Annotated in this window: 16 protein-coding genes; 6 read left to right on the forward strand and 10 right to left on the reverse strand. The window is 42.7% G+C overall.

Features of this window, described 5'->3' with window-relative positions; genetic code table 11:
- The first annotated feature begins 72 nt into the window (after positions 1-72).
- From pabC to QQK00_RS04190, 6 genes are read left to right on the forward strand one after another with little or no spacing between them, the layout of a single operon-like run.
- Entirely contained in the window at positions 73-921 is an 849-nt protein-coding gene (gene pabC / locus QQK00_RS04165; RefSeq protein WP_284216218.1) for an aminodeoxychorismate lyase, read from the forward strand.
- Between the two features lie 6 nt (positions 922-927).
- Positions 928-1,953 (forward strand): endolytic transglycosylase MltG, encoded by a 1,026-nt coding sequence (gene mltG / locus QQK00_RS04170; protein ID WP_284216219.1) that lies wholly within the window; start codon positions 928-930, stop codon positions 1,951-1,953.
- A gap of 32 nt (positions 1,954-1,985) precedes the next feature.
- The gene (gene tmk / locus QQK00_RS04175; protein ID WP_284216220.1) at positions 1,986-2,606 is read left to right on the forward strand and encodes a dTMP kinase; all 621 of its coding nucleotides are present in this window, start codon (positions 1,986-1,988) and stop codon (positions 2,604-2,606) included.
- A gap of 1 nt (position 2,607) precedes the next feature.
- Positions 2,608-3,522, forward strand: a complete 915-nt coding sequence (gene holB, locus QQK00_RS04180; protein ID WP_284216221.1) for a DNA polymerase III subunit delta' — start codon at positions 2,608-2,610, stop codon at positions 3,520-3,522.
- A 4-nt stretch (positions 3,523-3,526) separates the two neighbouring features.
- On the forward strand, positions 3,527-4,297 hold the full coding sequence (locus QQK00_RS04185; RefSeq protein WP_284216222.1) for a TatD family hydrolase: 771 nt from the start codon (positions 3,527-3,529) through the stop codon (positions 4,295-4,297).
- Positions 4,298-4,918, forward strand: coding sequence for a pyridoxamine 5'-phosphate oxidase family protein (locus tag QQK00_RS04190; RefSeq protein ID WP_284216223.1), 621 nt, complete (start codon positions 4,298-4,300; stop codon positions 4,916-4,918).
- Positions 4,919-4,934: 16 nt separating this feature from the next.
- On the opposite strand, the gene QQK00_RS04195 is transcribed toward QQK00_RS04190, so the two are convergent.
- From QQK00_RS04195 to QQK00_RS04240, 10 genes are all read right to left on the reverse strand, one after another.
- The gene (locus QQK00_RS04195; protein WP_284216224.1) at positions 4,935-5,279 is read right to left on the reverse strand and encodes a hypothetical protein; all 345 of its coding nucleotides are present in this window, start codon (positions 5,277-5,279) and stop codon (positions 4,935-4,937) included.
- Between the two features lie 257 nt (positions 5,280-5,536).
- Positions 5,537-6,568, reverse strand: coding sequence for a sterol desaturase family protein (locus tag QQK00_RS04200; RefSeq protein ID WP_284216225.1), 1,032 nt, complete (start codon positions 6,566-6,568; stop codon positions 5,537-5,539).
- Between the two features lie 40 nt (positions 6,569-6,608).
- Positions 6,609-8,864, reverse strand: a complete 2,256-nt coding sequence (locus tag QQK00_RS04205) for a TonB-dependent receptor family protein (protein WP_284216226.1) — start codon at positions 8,862-8,864, stop codon at positions 6,609-6,611.
- A 20-nt stretch (positions 8,865-8,884) separates the two neighbouring features.
- Positions 8,885-10,096 carry an imelysin family protein gene (locus QQK00_RS04210; RefSeq protein WP_284216227.1) on the reverse strand — a complete coding sequence of 404 codons (1,212 nt, stop codon included), beginning with the start codon at positions 10,094-10,096 and terminating at the stop codon, positions 8,885-8,887.
- Between the two features lie 125 nt (positions 10,097-10,221).
- Positions 10,222-11,964: a DUF4856 domain-containing protein gene (locus tag QQK00_RS04215; RefSeq protein ID WP_284216228.1), complete on the reverse strand. Its 1,743-nt coding sequence runs from the start codon at positions 11,962-11,964 to the stop codon at positions 10,222-10,224.
- Between the two features lie 170 nt (positions 11,965-12,134).
- The gene (locus QQK00_RS04220) at positions 12,135-13,292 is read right to left on the reverse strand and encodes a DUF1513 domain-containing protein (protein ID WP_284216229.1); all 1,158 of its coding nucleotides are present in this window, start codon (positions 13,290-13,292) and stop codon (positions 12,135-12,137) included.
- A 7-nt stretch (positions 13,293-13,299) separates the two neighbouring features.
- Positions 13,300-14,475: an imelysin family protein gene (locus QQK00_RS04225; RefSeq protein ID WP_284216230.1), complete on the reverse strand. Its 1,176-nt coding sequence runs from the start codon at positions 14,473-14,475 to the stop codon at positions 13,300-13,302.
- Between the two features lie 9 nt (positions 14,476-14,484).
- A complete protein-coding gene (locus tag QQK00_RS04230) occupies positions 14,485-16,059 on the reverse strand; it encodes a di-heme oxidoreductase family protein (RefSeq protein WP_284216231.1) in 1,575 nt (524 codons plus the stop codon).
- A gap of 24 nt (positions 16,060-16,083) precedes the next feature.
- Positions 16,084-17,787: a di-heme oxidoreductase family protein gene (locus tag QQK00_RS04235; RefSeq protein ID WP_284216232.1), complete on the reverse strand. Its 1,704-nt coding sequence runs from the start codon at positions 17,785-17,787 to the stop codon at positions 16,084-16,086.
- 6 nt (positions 17,788-17,793) lie between these two features.
- Positions 17,794-19,206 carry an imelysin family protein gene (locus QQK00_RS04240; protein ID WP_284216233.1) on the reverse strand — a complete coding sequence of 471 codons (1,413 nt, stop codon included), beginning with the start codon at positions 19,204-19,206 and terminating at the stop codon, positions 17,794-17,796.
- Between the last annotated feature and the right edge of the window lie 39 nt (positions 19,207-19,245).

Raw genomic sequence — 19,245 nt, forward strand, 5'->3', positions numbered from 1 at the left:
CTTGGCTGCAATTAAATAATAATGAAGCTTAATGACGTTAATGTAATTTCAGCTGGCTGGCGCTAACGTAATATGGCCAATGCTTCGATTCATTTGAACATTACTAGTCTTGATAGCCATGACCGGTCTTTTTTTTACGGTGATGGCTGTTTTACTACAATGTATGCAGACAATCACAAAATATTCCTTCTTGAACAACATCTTGCACGTCTTAGTGGTGACAGTAGTAAACTGTATATTTCGATTGATAATTGGCCTGAATTGCAGGAACGACTTGAAACACTGTTGATAAATATCACCAGCCCTCACGTCGTTAAAGTGCTGGTAAGCCGCGGGGTTGGAGGCAGGGGATACTCTCCAAAAGCATGTGATTCGCCATCGATTTATATCTATACGTATCCAATTACACTTAACAATTGTGATTTGAACAAGTCGGCTCTCAGTGTTGGGATTGCAGACATCGAACTCGCTGATCAAGCGCAATTGGCCGGTCTTAAGCATAATAGTCGATTGGAGCAAGTACTCGCCAAGCAAGAGTTATTGTCTATGCATGAAGATGGCCTAACGTTTGATGACTTGCTCTTATTGGATACCTCACAACATGTTATAGAAGCATCGTCAGCAAATATTTTTTATCAACTGAATGATATTTGGTATACCCCACAATTGAATAAACAAGGCGTTGCTGGCGTAATGCGTGACTTCGTTATGGATACAATGAAAGCGGCGGGTATTGAATGTCAAGTTGCCTTACATCATATTGATGAGCTTAAGCGTGTAAATGCGGCATTTATATGTAATGCAGTGCAGTTAATTCAACCTCTCAAAAGTGTTTGTATCAATTCACAAGAACATGAGATATCTGAGACGGCATCTCGTGATATATTTAAATTAATTTTAGATGCTTTGTTTCGAGTGTAAATATTAATGTGGATTAAACGATTTTTAATCACACTATTTGTATTTTGCCTATTTGGGCTTGGCGCCATTTATTTTTTGGTAAAAAGCGCCGAACAGCAGATGTCTTTAAGCGCTCAAAATGACGCATTTATATTGCAAGTAAAAAAAGGCGAGAATGCCTTTAGTTTATATTCGACGCTAAGTACCAAATTAAATTTAGAGACAAATAAACACCTTTTTAAACTCTGGTCACGCTTAAACAGAGATAAGCTCCTTATTAAAAAAGGCGTCTATCAAATCGATGCAGACACTAATTTAGCAAGTGTTTTTCAAATGGTTTCTGAGGGTAAAACTAAACAGTTTAGTGTTACTTTAGTTGAGGGACACACGCTTAAGCAATGGTATAAACAACTGAGTCTTACTGATTCCTTATATCAAGATATGCCAGCAGTTGAGGTGTTATTTTCGTCGATGAGCGTACATACCTTTTGTAAAAACGAGCACTCATCTCTTGAAGGTTGCTTACTTCCAGATACGTATTACTATTCTTACGAAGATTCCGCATTGAGCATACTTATCAGGGCACACGATGCGATGAAATCATATATAGAGGACACTTGGCAGCAGCGTTTTCAAGATGTGTTGTTGAATACACCATATGAAGCGCTAATTTTGGCTTCTATTGTTGAAAAAGAGACAGGGCTTGCCAGTGAACGAGGGCTTATTGCTGGTGTTTTTGCTAATCGATTACAAAAGAACATGCGTTTGCAAACCGATCCAACAGTTATTTATGGGATAGGTGATGCTTTTGATGGCAATATTACGCGCAAGCACTTGCGCACAACAACCCCCTACAATACCTATAGAATAAAAGGCTTGCCCATTACGCCCATTGCGATGCCGTCGAGAGAATCTATAATGGCGGCGCTAAGGCCCGCATTAACGGAGTATATATACTTTGTCTCGAAGGGGGATGGTAGCCACCAATTTTCGGAAACACTTGACGAACATAACACTGCGGTAAGACGCTATCAATTAGGTAGAAAACAATGATTATAGACGCGTTAGCCGGGGAACAATTTTAGATGCAAGGCAAATTTATTGTAGTAGAAGGCTTAGAAGGTGCGGGTAAGAGCAGTGTTATTTCACTTATCGTAGATTTACTGAAATCTAAAGATATTGACGTTATTACCACGCGTGAACCCGGCGGCACACCAATGGCTGAATCGATTCGCGCCTGTGTAAAACATAATTGGGATGAGACAGTCACTGAACAAACCGAGTTATTGTTAATGTATGCTGCGAGAAGTCAGTTAGTAGCAAACGTAATTTTGCCTGCACTTGCTAAAGGCACATGGGTTATAGGGGATAGGCATGATTTATCTACTGTCGCTTATCAAGGCGGTGGGCGTGGCATTGCGTTGTCAACTTTACAACAGTTAAAGACAATCACGCTTGGTACCTTTGTTCCCGATTTTTGCTTGTACTTGGATGTTTCACCGGAAACCGGTTTATCGCGCGCAAGAGGTCGAGGAGAGCTTGATCGAATTGAGCTGGCGGGTATTGAGTTTTTCCGTCGCGTACGAACAATGTACATTTCTCAAATCGAAGACATGCCTAATGCTGCAACTATTGATGCTGAGCAAACGATGCAGCAGGTACATGCAGATACTATAACAGCCATTATGCAATGGGTAGAGGCGTAGTATGTATCCGTGGTTAACTGACATTCAAAGCCAGCTCATTCGCCTACTTAAAAATGGTCGTTTACATCATGCTACGCTATTACAAGGCGAGAAAGGTATTGGCGCCGATGTACTTGCTAACGAACTTGCTAAATCGATTCTTTGTTTGGGGGATAAAGCACCTTGTAATGAATGTAAGAGTTGTTTGTTAGTTGATGCGGATTCTCATCCTGACTTACACATTATTCAAACTGAGAAAACGCAAATTGGCGTAGATTTAATCAGAAGTGGCATTGAAAAGGTGAATAAAACTGCGCAGCTTAGCGGCAATAAAGTTGTGCTAATCAATCATATAGACCGCATGACTGAATCGGCGAGTAATGCGTTTTTAAAAACCTTAGAAGAGCCTACTCAAGACACATATATGGTCATGTCTAGTTCTGCAGCCAATAGAATTTTACCCACTATTTTAAGCCGGTGTGAAAAGCATCAACTTCGCATGCCGAGTGTTAAGCAGAGCATTGAATATATTGAAGCCAAAGGCCTTCCGATACCTGATGAGATAACATTGAAGGCGTATCAAAATTCGCCACTAAGTTATATTCAAGGCCTTGACGATGAAGGGTTTAATTTCACAGATTTTAATCAAGACTGGCGACACTTTATTCATTCAAAGACTGAAACAAGCTATGAGTTAAGCGAAAAATGGAAAGAGAAGGCTGAAGATGTCGTCAATTGGTTATTTACCATAATTTCAGCACAAATAACGGATATGTTGGCCACTAACAACCAAGGCATTATAAGCTTATTAGATTGGCAACAAACAGAATTAAACAATGCTAAACGCAAGGTTCAACAAGTCGGTGTAAATAAAAGTGTTGTACTTGGGCATTTGTTTTCAAGTTTTAGACAGCACCAAAACCAGTCATTGGAGTAATAAGTTGTTTGTAGATTCGCATTGTCACTTAGATAGAATCAGTGAGTCATCGGTAGAGATAGATGAAATAGTAAAAAGAGCTGCTGAGGCTAAAGTTGAGCATATGCTTTGTGTAGCTGTCTCTGTGAAAGAGTTTACCTCTATGCATAGCGCAGTTGCTAAGTATAGCAATGTATCAATGTCTTGTGGGGTTCACCCTCTGCATCAAGAAGATGCTTGCGATTACGACACTTTACTTGAATATGCAACGAGAGACGATGTGGTTGCAGTGGGTGAAACTGGCCTAGATTACCACTACAGTGAAGACACGAAGGCAACGCAGCGACAATCTTTTATTGACCATATAAAAGTTGCTAACGTCGTTAAAAAACCGTTGATCATTCATACTCGTGGTGCTCAACAAGATACCTTGGATATTCTGAATGAGTATTATGAGCATGATACAGGGGCAGTGTTGCATTGCTTTACGGAATCCCTTGAAATGGCTGAGGCGGCGATGGCGATGGGGATCTCCATATCCATATCCGGCATCGTTACCTTTAAATCTGCTAGTGAGCTACAAGCAACCGTAAAGCAAATACCACTGGATAAACTGTTAATTGAAACGGATTCGCCATGGCTAGCGCCGACGCCTTACAGAGGAAAAACTAACGAGCCGAAATACGTGGTGAGAGTGGCAGAGTTTATTGCGGATTTAAAAGGGATGAGTGTGGCTGAGTTAGCCGAGGCAAGTAAAAACAATTTTTATCAATTATTTCGCCACGTTAAACGTTAAATGCAAATTCCAGAATGGCGACAACGTTTAGTCAGGAGTTTAGGTTTATCAAGTGACAAACCCGAAGCGAATTACTTTCAACTGGCGACCGTTAATAGCGAAAATCAAGCAAGAAATAGGACCGTGGTCTTTAGAGGTTTTGTAGACAACACCAGCCATCTCACGGTGATTACCGACAAGCGGAGTGGCAAATTTAAAGAACTATGCAAAAACGACACGGCTGAAATTGCTTGGTACTTTGCAAAAACGAGAGAACAATATCGAATTTCTGCCCGTGTTCAGGCGTGTTGTTTGCAGCCTGCCTCTGAAGATAAAACCTTAAATACTCACAACTACTTAGTAGATTCTTTATGGAATAAGCTATCAGAAAAAACAAAGTCCTCATTTTTTAACGTGAGTCCTGCAACGCCGTTTAGTGATGAAATACATAATCAATTAAATATTGGGAGCGATGTTTCTGAAAACTTCTGTGTACTTGTGTTTATTCCCAATCAAGTCGATTACTTGGATTTAAACACTGAGCCACATACGCGCCTAATATCTCGTGTGTCACCTGAACATGCATCGAGAAATGCCTCTGAATTACCTGCGTTTTGGACTGTTGAGCGTGTTGTAGCGTAAACAGAGAATACTCTGTTTACGCCATTTCTTTACCAAATTGCGCAGCTAAACGCGCATGAATTAATTCGGTGCCGCTGGTACGTTGAAGTTTACCTAAATATTCCGCTTGCGCTTGGGAGAGGTCGCAGTCAAAGAAGATTTTTTCGCAGGTGCCAGCTTTTAATAATCCACAAATTAATGCGTATTGACTATGCGCTCGCTTTTTAATTGACAGTATATAAGGGTGTTGAACGGCAAGATTCAAGTTATCTGCAAGGTTACACCACCAACCGGCTTTTGCTACTTGACGCGATGAATATTGCGAAAATTGTACAACATTATTAGAAACCGATGCTTTGTTAACTTGAGTCGTTTGAATCATTTCCATTATTTCCTCGCTGTTCATGTGTGTTTTTATACATACTGTTTTCATATACAGTAATACTGTATAAAAACACATGCAAGTGTTTTTTGTATATTTTTTAACTATTCCTTTATGATGGCCTTGCATTTATCGTTGGATTGCACATCGTATGGCGATATAGCTGCATAAGATTGATTATGGGTATAGTAAGGTGATTCGTCAGAAAACAACGTTGTTTTGACGCTTATCTTTTAATTTGAAAGTAACAAGTGGTATTACTTAGAGGTGTTTGTATCGCGTTTAACTGACGCTTGTTTTTCTTCATTGTACATTGGCTGCATAGTAACTGACCGTTCAGCCATTGACTGCTTTGAAAATGAAAGCATGGCGTTTAGGGGACGCAAATATGCATCTATGAGTGAGGCATGTGTTTTTTCTCTGCTGCCTAAGCCATAGCGAATGCGCTCAATGCCTTTGGACAACACTAAACACCCAAACAACCTATCCCAAACCGCCAATGCAGTACCAAAGTTTTTATCGTAGTGTTGTTTGTCGATACTGTGGTGAATTTGATGTTGTACTGGGCTAATAAACCAACGCTCAATTGGCGTGGGCCAATGCCATCGCACATGGGAGTGCCGCAAGTTTGATCCCATTACATTAAAGGCAAAGATGAATACATTTGCCCCAAGAATATCTAACATGGATAACTGGGGCCCATACAGGTAATAACTAACGCCGACCGCTGTACCTTGTGCAATCGCCATGCGAGTGGCGTACAAGAAGCTTTCAAGTGGGTGAGAGCGATACACTGTGATAGGCGTCATTACAATTGCCGAATGATGTACTTTATGAAATTGCCATAAAAATGGAATTTTATGCATCGCGTAGTGCAAGATAAAACGTGTGAAGTCGTCCAAAATAAATAGCAGCAAGGTAAAGCTGCCGATGACAACAGTGCTATTTGACGTTATCGGTTCAATTGACCCAAACATATACTCTAAGATATCAGTCAAGCCCAGCGCCATAGGCACCATCGTTATCACTATAGGTGCCCAAAGTAGGGCGCGCAATAAGCGATTGACAATGAATAACTGGTAGTCGAGTTTGGCAGACCGATGTAGCCAAAGCTTTTTAGGGAATACGTAGCGAAAAAAACCAAGAAAGGATGAGTTTCTTTTAGCATTACGAAAATAAACAAACCCTGCAAACACAAGCGCGCCAACAATATACCCGATAAACAAACGTTTATTCGGGTCTATTACGTAGTATGCCAGTGCACTAAGTTGTTCGAGGGCTAAGTCCATAAAGTCTGCGTATTTGCTTTACGCGTATATTCAACGTTAATTAAAATGAATACCGGTATCCTAATACAAATTGCCTAGGTTTGCTTGGCCTCGCGCCAAATGGACGACGGCTAACGATGTCATTACTGTCCAATATATTGTCCACTTTTGCATACATTCGGCCCGCTGAACCCAAGTTATAACCTGCACTCAAATCGATATTAAATAGGTCATCGGTCACGACACCTGCTAGCGTACTGTCTCTTATATCGCCGCTTAAGGCAGTCTGGGCTGATTCGGGCATGCCATCGGTGTACGAAATTAATACAGATACATCCCATTTACTTGCTTGCAGCGCCGCATTCATTGAGATCATGTTTTCCGCGAGGTATGGCACTTTGTTGCCCACGTCAACAAAGCCCCATTGATTAAATGGTGAGTAAAAAGTTTGTTTAAACTCGGATTGCGTATGGGTATATGACAAGGTAATCGGTAAAGAAAGGCCATTTGAAAGCTCAAATGTATAAGCGCCTAACGCTTCTAGGCCGTATACGTCGACATCGCCCGCAGCGAATGTGGTGTCAGTATCGCAACCCGCTGAAATAGAACACGATTCAAGCAGATTACTGTAATCGCTAAAGAATGCGATGACTTCAGCGCGGTTGCCATTGTCCACAAAACGATAACCGATTTCAAAATTGTTACTTTGTTCAACCTCAATAGACTCAGGCTGAATGGGACTTGTTGGTACAAAGCCTTGATGAACACCACCGAAAATACCGGCATTATCATTTAGCGCATAGTAAGCGCTAATACTCGGTAGCCAGATTCGGGTAGTTTTATTTTGAAAGTCCTGCTCAAAGCCTGGTGCACGATTTTGATACTCACCTTCAATAAGCTCGCCACGAATACCCGCTGTAATCGTTAAGGCGTCGAATTCAATGGTATCTTCGATAAACACTGACCACGCTCGGGTAAATTCAGTGTTAGTAGTTGTCGACACACGGTCTTCCATTGTAGACACTAGTTGACCGGCGCGCATGAAGTAGTTAGCTTGCGTATGATTACGTTGTATTTCGTCTTCATGCATGCGAATGCCGACATTCAGCGTATGCTCAAGCGCAAACAATTCAGCGCTAGCACTGCCAGACATTTGAATCCCTTGCGAGAAAAACTCACGATCGTTATTCCCAAGTACGAGAATTTCGCGTGCCGTACTGTCTGCTTGTCCGGTAAGTACATTGTAAAAGCCAATATTCTCGTCGCTATTCGGCGATATTAATATTTGCTGCAAGCTAGGAATATCGCCATTAAAAGAACTACCAAATTCATCTAGCTTGTTCCAAGCTCTTTGAAAGTCATGTCGATAAACGCGTGTGGTGAATTCCCAATCTTCATTTGTCGCGACATGGGTCAATTGAATCTGCGTGTGTTCCCAGTCGATGCTATCTAATTGGCTTGCGGCATAACGTCGATTCGGTGTCTTAGCAAAGTCTTCATCTGTGAGGCCAAGATAAGTTTCGTCAGAGATTTCATCGCTATAACCGAGTTTTAGTTCAAAATATTGTTGTGTTGCATTGCTTGCAGACGACAAATCGTATGAAAATTTGGCAGATAAATCATTTTTCTCAAATCCAGTGTCGCCACCGCCATCTAAGTCTTTAAACCCAGCGCTACCAAGCGTGATCCCCTCAAACAAAAAACCGAACTTATCGACTGAGCTCCCATAATAGGTATGTGCTTTGTAATATCCGTCGGTGCCAAACGCTAAGTCTAGGCTTCCTTCTGCATCAGCGGGTATACTGCGGGTAACAAGGTTCAATGCGCCGGCCACAGTGTTGGGGCCGTATTTAATGGTTGAAGGACCTTTTGTTACTTCCACTGCCGTCATTTTACTGACAATAGGAAAGTAATAGGCGGCAGGTGCAGAGTAGGGAGCAGGGCCAATTAAAATACCATCTTCCATGATGTTTATCTTCTTACTGCGCTCCGGCGTAACACCTCTAAACCCAATATTGGGGCGTAAACCAAAGCCATCTTCTTGGCGTATATTGACGCCCGGCACAGTGGCTAGCACGCGCGCTATATCATCAAATTCGTAAGCTTCTAGCGCTAATTCATCGATACGCGCAACGGAGCCTGCGGTCTTGTTAAGTGAAGCTTGGCCACCGATGATGCTAATATGTTCAGTGTTTTCAATATTTTCAGCGGTATCATTTATGTGTTCATTCGCGCTGTCATCCGCTATTGCGGACTGCGTGTTAAAAAGCGCACTTGCGACGGCAGCAGCTAATAAAGTGGGAGATATTTTTTTCATATAAAGCGAGGAGCCTCTTATTAGTCGTTATCGCCAGCAGATGTGGCGGGTAGTTCAAGCGCCAAACTTTGGATGAAATCGGTTTTTAAGGTGTCGGTGACTGTTTTCACGTTTTCGTGCAGGGCTTCTACCTGATCAGCTTGTTCGCTCAACAGTGTTTCGTATGACGAGTTGAGTGACTCAGCAAAGGAAATTGCAGCCGCCAAGTCTTGTTTCATTTTTTCTGCTGTTTCTGCATCACCTTCTTCGACTAAAAAGTCATCGAAGCCGACATCTGCTTCACTACCGCCAAAAAATAAGGTCTGAAATGCCTTTAAATTGGCAATAATGTTTTGTAATGAATGGTCTGAATACACTGATTCGGCATTTTCTACGCAAGGGCTTAAACCGCAATCGTTAGCAAACAAGCCAACTGGCGTGGCTAATTTGGCGTCTTTTGTGACCTCAGTGAGGTAGAACATACTGTCCGAGACATCGTTGACCGCCTCTAAAGCACTGGTAAAGTCACTTAACTGCTGACCGGCATTTTTCAATATTTCACCGTAGCCTTCGCTACCTTGCCAAGCATCAACTAACACATTGGCGTTCTCAACTAGGTCATTGGCGGCAATCAACGAATAGTGACAACGCGCAATCATTCGCGCATCATCTGGGCGATTATTCCAACCGTCAGGCGCGGTACCAAAGGCCGTGCATGAATGATTTAAGTTGGTATTAAATAAGGTGTACTCAAGTGCGTCGAGGCCTTTTCTGCTCGATGTCCTTAGACGAATATCGTAGTCTTGCGCTTCTGCATTAACGACATCTTGGTCGACGGCGCAAGAGGACACATTTGGCCATGAATAAATTTTATTACGTAAATTACTGCCATTTTCAAGCAATGGGCCTATTTGCATCATTTCGGCTAGTTGCCAGGTAGTCATTGCCGTTTGCCAGCTCGCCTGCGCATTTGCTAAATCGCCGCTAGCATCGGTTTGCGAGGACAATGCACCACAGTAGTTATCAATCGCGTTTTGTAAGGCCAGTGCATTTTGCGCAAACTCAAGGTAAGTCGGCACAATTACCTTATCAACTAAAGACGTGAGGAGTGCCGTTTCGTTAAAAGTATTGTCGACGACACGATCTTGTTGTCCAAATTGTGCGCCTGTCTCTGTACTTGTGCTTTCACCACAGCCAACAATAATACTTGCCACTGCAAGCGCGATAGCAGTTTTGACAATGCGTTTTGTCATGCATTTACTCCAGGTGTTTATTTACGTAAAAAGCCGATATTCACAATCGGCTTTATTTTTGCCTGATATTCTCAAGCGAAAGAAAGATGCCTATACATCACATAGCACTGAGAGCTATAGGCTTATTACCAGTTAGCGACATTATCTGCATCAAACGCATAAGCTGCTTCGAGTATATCTCTCGCTGCAAGTAAGTTTGCAATATATGCAGGAATATCAGCTTGTACCAATACAGGTTTATCTGCCATTAAGGTATGTACTTGTACAAAGTCCTCTTTACTTAATGGAGACAAACGATTGAACTGAAGACCAAGGGCAAATGCTTTCATTTCAGACCAATGTTTTGTCAAGTCAGCATAATTGAGATTTTCGGTGCCAACAGTTTCTAAATCAGCAATTGTATCGTTAATATAGTGCACAACTGTGGCTGAAATCGATTTTTCCCACGCTAACAATGCAGTATCACGGTGGCCAAGTAACTCAGTCATTTGGTCTTCGGTAAGCGCTGTACCTGCTGTATCGTTCAACAGTTTTCGGCCCGCTAAAAATGCATTCATTGCATCAGCTGTTAAATCTATGGCGACAGTCGCGCCGCGATCACGTTTGGCGGCGTTGGTAGATTGACCAAAATTGTATTCAGATTTAAAGTCAATTTCACCATCTTCATCTTGGTCATTAAACCCTTGCCAACCGTCGCGCCCGCCTTTTTGTGCCAGCTCGTCGTCAGTAAAACTTAAATAGTTCTTGGCCGCGCCAAAGTAACCAAACCCTTCGTCAAATTGGTGCTCTAGTGGGGTGTAGTTGTTACTGGTGTCGGTGTGATCTGAAAGCAGTCCTTTCTTTTGTTCTTCACTATCGTCGGCATCAAGATAATCGTCAGCGGCCTGAGAATATGCTACAGCCATCAACAAGAATTTTTGTATTAATTGTTTAAGATCTCGGCCATCGTCAGTGATGTAAATTTTGGTAATGTCATTCCCAAAAGGGTCTTGACGAACGATTCCTTGCAACTGGCTGTCTGCATTGTCCGCAAGCATACTAAAAAATGTACGCGTAAGCATTTCTGGTGTTGTACTTCCTGTTTCGCCCCATCCAGCAAAGTCACCATTGTTCCAATCTTGATGTTGTCCAACTGGATCATTACCCGCAATTTTGCCCACTAAGTTTTTATTCGAAGAGGATATTTCATTTAGGGTACTTTGCTTTGCATCTACAGACAATGTGGTAAGTAGCGGACGTTGGGACAACACGTCATAGTCAGGTACATCGAAATAAGAAAGTAAGGCTTCCATCACGTCATCTCTTGTCGTGAATGTACCTGCTGTATCAAAGCTTTCTAAATCACCTATTTGCGTATTAATGAGTGTATTTAAATCATTAATAAGCAAGTGACGCGCCGTTTGGCCACTATAAGACACGGCAGATTCACCGTCTACAAACTTGCTTGGAAAGTCGTAGTAATCGAGCGCATCTTCAATGTCAACTGTAAAGGTTTTTGTGAATGTTGCGTTGCCACTGTCAGTAACGGTGACTTCTACATCAACACTTGGCATTTTTTCATAATCAAACCAAACACCTTCAGCGAAAGACAATGTACTACCAGAAATAGCAAAGTTGCTGTCTTCGGTAGTAAACGTAAATGTATCGCCTGTGTCAGCGTCAGTTGCACTCAATGTGCCTACTTCTGCACTTGCCGTGTTTTCTGCAACGTTAGCACTAGATAAACTTATATCAGTCGGTGCACTATTTGTTGGTGCAGGCGGCGGAGTAGGTGTTGTAGGTGCATCATCACCAGAACTACTACCACATGCGGTTAAAATAAAGGAGCTTGAAAGCGCAAGGGCAATTAGTGATTTTTTCATTTCCATGTTTTTCTCTACGTGTAATTGGCATGTTTATATTTTCTAATTGCGTATAGTATATGTAAATGAGAATAATTATCAATGCTCTTTTGTTTTTATTTAGCTGTTTAGTGTCACGAAACGTTGACGAGAAAATTTAGCGCAGACGGACGGCGTTGCTTATCCCCGAGTTCAGGTTAAATAGTAAGCTTACTAACAGCGGCATGATTGTCGAACATCAATTGCTCGCCAATAAGCATAGTTTTAGGTTTTCTACCTTGGTGAATACCACTTAAAACCTTGCCCTTGCCCGACGTGGCATACACGCTTTTGTTCGTATTGATAAGGCCTGCAACATCTCGCATGTGTATTGTTTGCGCCAGAGCATTACTTGCCAAGTCAAATACATACAACTTGTGTCCTCTTGGGCTACTGACAAATGCTGAGGTCGATGATACTTTTGCGCTTGCTGTGTATCCTTTCATACTTTGCCACGTTGATGAGGGTAAATCGAACGGCTGTAAATATTCGTCGTTGGGTATAGCGCTAAAAACGAGTGGTGTATTTCCATGGTGCTTATGTTGATGCTGACCCGCCACGACAATCTGTTGATTCTCGTTCACATCAACATGGCGAAGACTGACCGCTTTGTTTGGTGCATCAATATGATTCTCTATTTCACCATTGAAGAGATTGACTATTGATATATTGGATTGCATTGAATCAATGTTCAACTTTATTCTTGGATAATCAGGGTGGGTCAGTATGCCGCCATTCGCGACCACAAGTTTAAGTGCATTTATTGCACCAGCTTGGTTTTGTGAGTTTGGTAACACGGCGATGTCGTGAGGGCCAATACCACCACTTTTGCATCGGTTGAGTACCTTGAGTGATTCAGTGTCTCGTACAACCAAATAGCCGTCACCAGCTTCATAAGCATTTTCGGTCGTAACTAAGTACTGATCGTCGCAAATTAATCGACCATGGCCATAAAAATGATGTTTCGCTTCACTAGCAAAGGTCCGTATTATTTTGCCTTCTGCAATATCAATCACTGCCGCAAAAGTGTCAGGCCGTCGGCCGATAACAACTGCTTGATTGGCCTTCGACGTCATCGGTATACAATCGTGGCCACGCACAGGGATTTTAGTTTGAGACAATATGCCTGCTTGTGTAAACGCTACAACAAAATGCTCGTTTTGCCGATTACTTGCGCAACTAATAAAAACGGGCAACTCGCTTTTGCGTATACTGCACCCAAGCATTGAGTTAATTGCAGTAAAACCGGCAAGGGCGCTGATCCTTTTCACAAACTGTCTACGAGAAACAGGCGATTCAATCGTGTTGTTAATCATTTAAAACTCAATCACCATCGTTAGAGTTAAACCCAATATTTAGGTCTAAGGATTGAATAAACCCTGTCGTGAAATGATCTCGATAATCTCGTAAATGGCCAATTAACAGATTTAGTTCTTGTCGCAGCTCTGGATCATTTAAGGCTGCGGTATAGCTGTTTTGTATTGCCAGAATTCTTTCTACTGCATCTTTTGCGCCATTAAGGCTGCGCATGATTTCGTCGTCAATCGTGCCTTGCGCTAAAAAGCTTTTCACAATGTGGCGAAAACTGGTGCTTTCGTCATTGCCATAAATAGCAAGTAGCGTGTTGACATTTAAGGCGATTATCTCAAGAGATTTATCACTTCTAAAATGCTCTGCTGCATCAGGGCGTCCAGGGGCATTTGCAGTAAGAGGAACAATGAGTTTTTCGTCTTTAACTAATTCAATAAACTCAAGCCAGTTAGTAACAAATTCTTCTAATGCGTCATTGATTGATGAAAATTCACCTTCGCCATTTGTAAAGTCACGTTGAGATGTATTTTCCCAGCCATCTACAAGTTCGTTACTAATATTCATCAAATTTACTGTAATGGCTTGAATAAGTTCACAACGTTTATCACGGTTGAACGCACGGTTTAAAGGGTTTTCTTCATTAAATAAGAGATATTCTAGTGCAGGTATGCCTTGTGCACCTACATTTTGATTAGCGATAAACGTTGCATCAATGGGGATTTGTTCAATTAACGCGTTTTCGACACCTCGGCTTACAGCATCATTTCGGTCTGGCCAAAATTGTACTCTAAATAATCTGTTTTCAGACATCGCTGGGCCTATTTTTAGCCATTGAATGCCTTGCCATGCTTTACTAAGCATTAGCCACTGTATTTGGTATTGGCTAATGCTCTCTTCAGTCGGCGCTAGGTTGCTACAATATGCGTTTGTCGCTGTGTTAAAGTCAGAGACGCCTGTTTGAAAGTTGCGGTACGCGGGCAATATTAAATCATCGGCAAGTGCGGCGGTGAGTTCCGCCAATTGATCATCAAGTGTTTGGGGTACCGTCGGCGGACTTGGTGTGGGTGAAGGCTGAGGCGCAGGCATTTGTAAGTTTGTTGAATCTGACCCGCCGCCGCAAGCAAGTAAACTTACTGATACAAATATACAAAACGAGATGAGTAAGACTTGTTTTATGACTGTTGCCATGGAGTTATCCTAAATTGCTCTCAAAAATGTTAGCAGCTCATTTCTTTGAGCTAGTGACATGTGAATAAATGTTTGCTTGCTTTGATTGGCTTCCCCGCCATGCCACAAAATAGCTTCTTCAATACTCTTTGCTCTGCCATCATGCAAAAATGCGGGCTGCGGTGATTGTTCGATAATACCTATTCCCCATAAAGGCGGTGTACGCCATTCCCTTGGTGTTGCTAGGTACTCAGCGGAGGCAGTTTTTTCGCGATTAGCAGTACCGTATGAATCAGACAAATCTTCACCCATGTCGTGTAAAGCTAAATTTGTGTATGGCCAGATTTTTTGATTGGCTAATTCTGTTACTGGGTAGTGTTTATCTGTTACGTAAGATGGCGTATGGCATTGATGGCAAGCTGCCTCGTAAAACAACGTTCTACCATTTTGTGCGGCTTTGCTCATTAAATTACGGGCTTTTGCAGGCGCTAGATGTTGATTAAATGTAAGGACTACATTCAATAATTTATCGGACAATTCAACGTCATCATGTCCTCCAAGCTTTGCTACTTGCTTGCAAGCCAATTGGTTTTTTGCACAAGATTCGTTTGGAAACAGCCTATTGGTAATACCAATGTCATCTCTAAATGCAGCGGCTATTTGTTGCTTTAGGGTGGGGTGTTTAGCTTTTAGACCAAAACGCCCTATATGCATATCTGAACGGGCGGTTTGTTTAGTTTTATCGTTACCTGATAGCAACGGAACTTTATTGTATTTTGGGCTTATCCCGTCGTTGTTGATATCGTTGATATCTTCTTGCGCAATTAAATCTTGCTCCGCAATCGCGTCTAATAGCCCAGTACCAAAGATACTCGGTGCAAAACGAGGCGACAAATGGGTGTTTGGATGCAACGAGCCATCACTATGTTCGAACAGGGTATACGATGGTTGTTGTAATATGTACTTGGTGCCATCTGGATAATTGTTTGTTAATTGCGTGTATTTGACATGTATTTTTACTTCGGCTGCCAATGAGGATATTTTTTTGTTGCTGTTGTCCAATCTTATATGTTCAAAGCCTCGAATAAACAGAGTTTGTATTTGATCACCATAATTATCGTCTACCCACGGGATTTGTGCAAAGTTGAAGAGCCTAAACACCAAGCCCGTTGGCGCATTTTTGGTGGACTCTGGGCGCAAGCCTTTGGCACCTGATTGATGGCATGCAATACATGATCGTGCATTAAACAGAGGCCCTAAACCATCTCTGTCTCTTGTTGAACTTGGCGCAATGACCCAAGGGTCTCTAAACAAAGAAAATCCTGTCCAAAAATTTAAGGCAGCCATCCCATGTAAATTTGCGCTTGGATGAATAAAGTTACCTGACATTGATTTAACTGATGTCGTCTCACCGCCGGGTAGCCACTCAGTGACATCGAAAACTGGAATACTCGTTGTTGAATCACTACTGGCATAGCGCTCATTATCGCCGCAGGCGGTAATGCATATTGCGGAAATACCTGCACTTAGTACTAAGACATTGGTTTTACTTCTAAAGGACAGTAAATGAACGCTTGAAAGAATTTGTTTAGTCAATTGATGCATTTTTGGTTATCACTCAATACGCTCTTATAAGGACTTAAGAAAGCTCAATAAGTCTGCTCGTGCTTCTTTATCTAATGCTAAAAATGCCGCTTGAGCGTCGCTGGATTCGCCTGCATGCCAAAGTATTGCCTCTTCAATTGTGCGGGCTCTTCCGTCATGTAAAAATGTGGCGTTTGGGTTGACTGTTTGCACCAAACCCAAACCCCATAGCGGTGGAGTTTTCCACTCGGAGCCAATCGCATTTCCCTGAATAACGCCATCTGCTAAGCCCTCACAACGTTGCACATATAAACAGTCTGCGCCTGATTCGCAGCTAAGGCCTTGGTCAGTTTCTTGTCTAATCTCACATTGACCACCCATGTCGTGCAATAACAAATCAGTATAGGGATATATTGTTTGTTCAGATAAAAACGCAATGTCTGACGGGTTAGCTTCTAAGCCTGTTAAGGTAATTTCGCCCAATTCACTGCCTTTTGCGATACCTGTCTTATGTCGCGGCGTGTGACAACTCGCACAACCTAATTCAAAAAAGCGCGTTCTCCCTCTAAGAATGTCTTCATCCCAAGCATTGCTGTTTTCGTTGTACCCGCGACGCGCAGGGACAGCGAGCACGCGATTGTAAAATTCGACCATGGCTAATTCTCGGTCGCTCACATCCGGAGTATCTGGATTGCGTTCAAGAGCGGCATCGTTAAGGCATGTCAATTGATTTTGAGTACAATTTTCATTGGGGAACAAGGTAGTCGTAATACCCATATCGCCATTAAATGCTGCAGCCGCTTGTTGCAATACGGATGGCGTTTGTGCCTTGTAAGTAAAACGGCCAATAGCATCTGCATCAGTAATAACATTCGTAACGCGGGATACTTTGCCTGAGATACCGTCGCCATTGCTGTCGCTTTGGTCTGCGAGTGCTTCAATGTGTTCGCTTGGTATTGCTTCTAATAAACCTGCGCCGAACACCTGAGGGGATATGCGCGGTGAAAACTGTATGTCGTCAACAAAGGCGCCAAAACTGAGGTCTCTAATATAGTAAATAGGTTTGCGCAATGTTACCGGCGTGCCATCACTATACTGAAGATTTAGGTCTTCGTAGCGGATAAATACAAATGCTTCACCCAAATTAATCGTTCCGTTAATGCTACCGTCATGTCGAGGCCAACCAGCACTAAAGTCTGAAGTATTAAAACTACTGGCAGAAAACGTCTGTATTTGAGTGCCATATGTCGGATCAGCTTGTCCAAAGGCGTCTGATATTTTCACTAACATACTGGTGAAAGGGTCGTTTTCACTTTTAGGTAATACACCTCGTCCATCATTTAGGTGGCAGCCTTGGCAAGTGCTCGTATTTAATAAAGGGCCAAAATTTTGATTTGGTGTTCTAAAAATATGATCACCGCTGGTAAAGTTACCATCAAATCTAAAGTCTTGCTTTACTGGCGTCGGTCGCCCACTGAATGCATCTTCATTTTTGATAAACACAGTAATAGCGCCACCCGATAAGTGTTCATTTTCGTCTGGGACTAAAGGGTTTATCGGCACTAAACCTGCATGATCTGTCGCTGGTTCGGGGTTCGGAACCAGCGGCTGTTCGGGTTGCACTGGCGTCGATGGGGGAGGGAGTGGAGGACTCTCGGCTCCACCACTCCCACCGCAAGCGCTAATGAAAACACCTGCAGTAAACGTGCATAATAACTTGAACACTGAATTCATTGATGTTTTGTTCAAGCTTATTTATCCGCTTATGTCTTCTTCGGTATCTTGACGTAAATCATCAGTAGTAATAGACAAGGCTTCAATCGCTTGCTCTATTACATCGGTTTGATTTACTAAGCCTTGAATCACTGCAAGAATGTTAGCTTGCTGCACACCCTCTTGCACTAGCACGTCAAATGGCGTGCCTGTTTTCGCTTTTGTGTCGATAACTGCGGCCGCTGACATGGTTGTTTCAAGCGCTGCTCGCAATACGTTTGCCAGTTCAGGGTCACCTTCAACAACGAGTAAGTCATAAATAGATGCGCCGTCGATAACTTCACCGTCTATACGTGTGTAAGTCGCCATGAAGCTGTTTTGAACGCCTTTTGCGTTTAAGAAAATATCACGGTGAGTATTGTCACTGAAGCATGAATGTTCGTCTTCTTGTGAATCTGTGGTTAAGGCGATATTTATTCGTTCACCTGCTAATTCGCCGTAGCTTAGGCGTCCCATACCTTCAAGAATTTTTGAAAGTGATACATCACCACCGCCAATAAAGGCTTGATAATGTACGCCTGCACCGGGCTCCCACGCCTGAACGACACGCGTTAAATCATCAATCAATACATCTGCGGATGCTAATAAATAATCGATTCTACGCTGACATATGTCGTCGGTAGTGCCTACAGGCCCAGAAGTACAAGCATTTGCGTTACCATTTGACGCTGTATAGAAGTCGCTGAGTGGGCGTTGACCGCCAGAAGTATCCCGCGTACCTACACCACTTTGGTCTTCATTTAAGTCTTGTCCCCAAAGTAAGAATTCAATTGCATGATATCCGCTGGTGACATTTCGTTCATCTTCGCCAAACTCAAATGCTCCTTCAATCGCAGCTTTGTCAATCGTTGGGAAGTCAGTTGTGTTAGCAATAATGTTACCATTAATGGCATTCGCTGGGCTTTCAGGGCCGGCATCGCCATCTACTACCGCAGCGACATAATCGATGAGTGCTTCACCCAAAGGCCATGCATTGATTCGTCCCTCTGGGCCATCTCCGTCTTCACCGAGTGTGCCATCGTCATTTAGTGCATCAATTGGCCCCGCTCTAAAGCGGTAAACTTCAGTTTGGCCGTATGGCTCTCGTGCAGCAAGCCATGCCTGTTTGGCGTTATCAAACGTGCTAGTTGTGGGGTTACTTGCCAGCTTTTCTAGTGAGGCTTTGAGTTGACTTGCTGAAATTAGCGAATCTGCATACGCTGCATATGCGATGTTAGCATTTGTTTTTATAACGTCGTCGCGCGTTACAAAGACACTCACACCGTCTTGACCGGGTGCTCCATCTGCGCCTATTGCCCCCGGCGTGCCTGCAGCACCATTGCTACCATCGTCTCCTGAACAGCCCGATACAGCCACGACGATAGAACTAAGAAGGAAAATAGATTTTGTATTCATGATAAGCCTAGTAATATTAATGCAATGCATTTTGCATAT

Origin of the sequence: Agaribacter marinus (assembly GCF_030160655.1) — a bacterium.
GTDB classification, from domain to species: Bacteria; Pseudomonadota; Gammaproteobacteria; order Enterobacterales; family Alteromonadaceae; genus Glaciecola; species Glaciecola marina.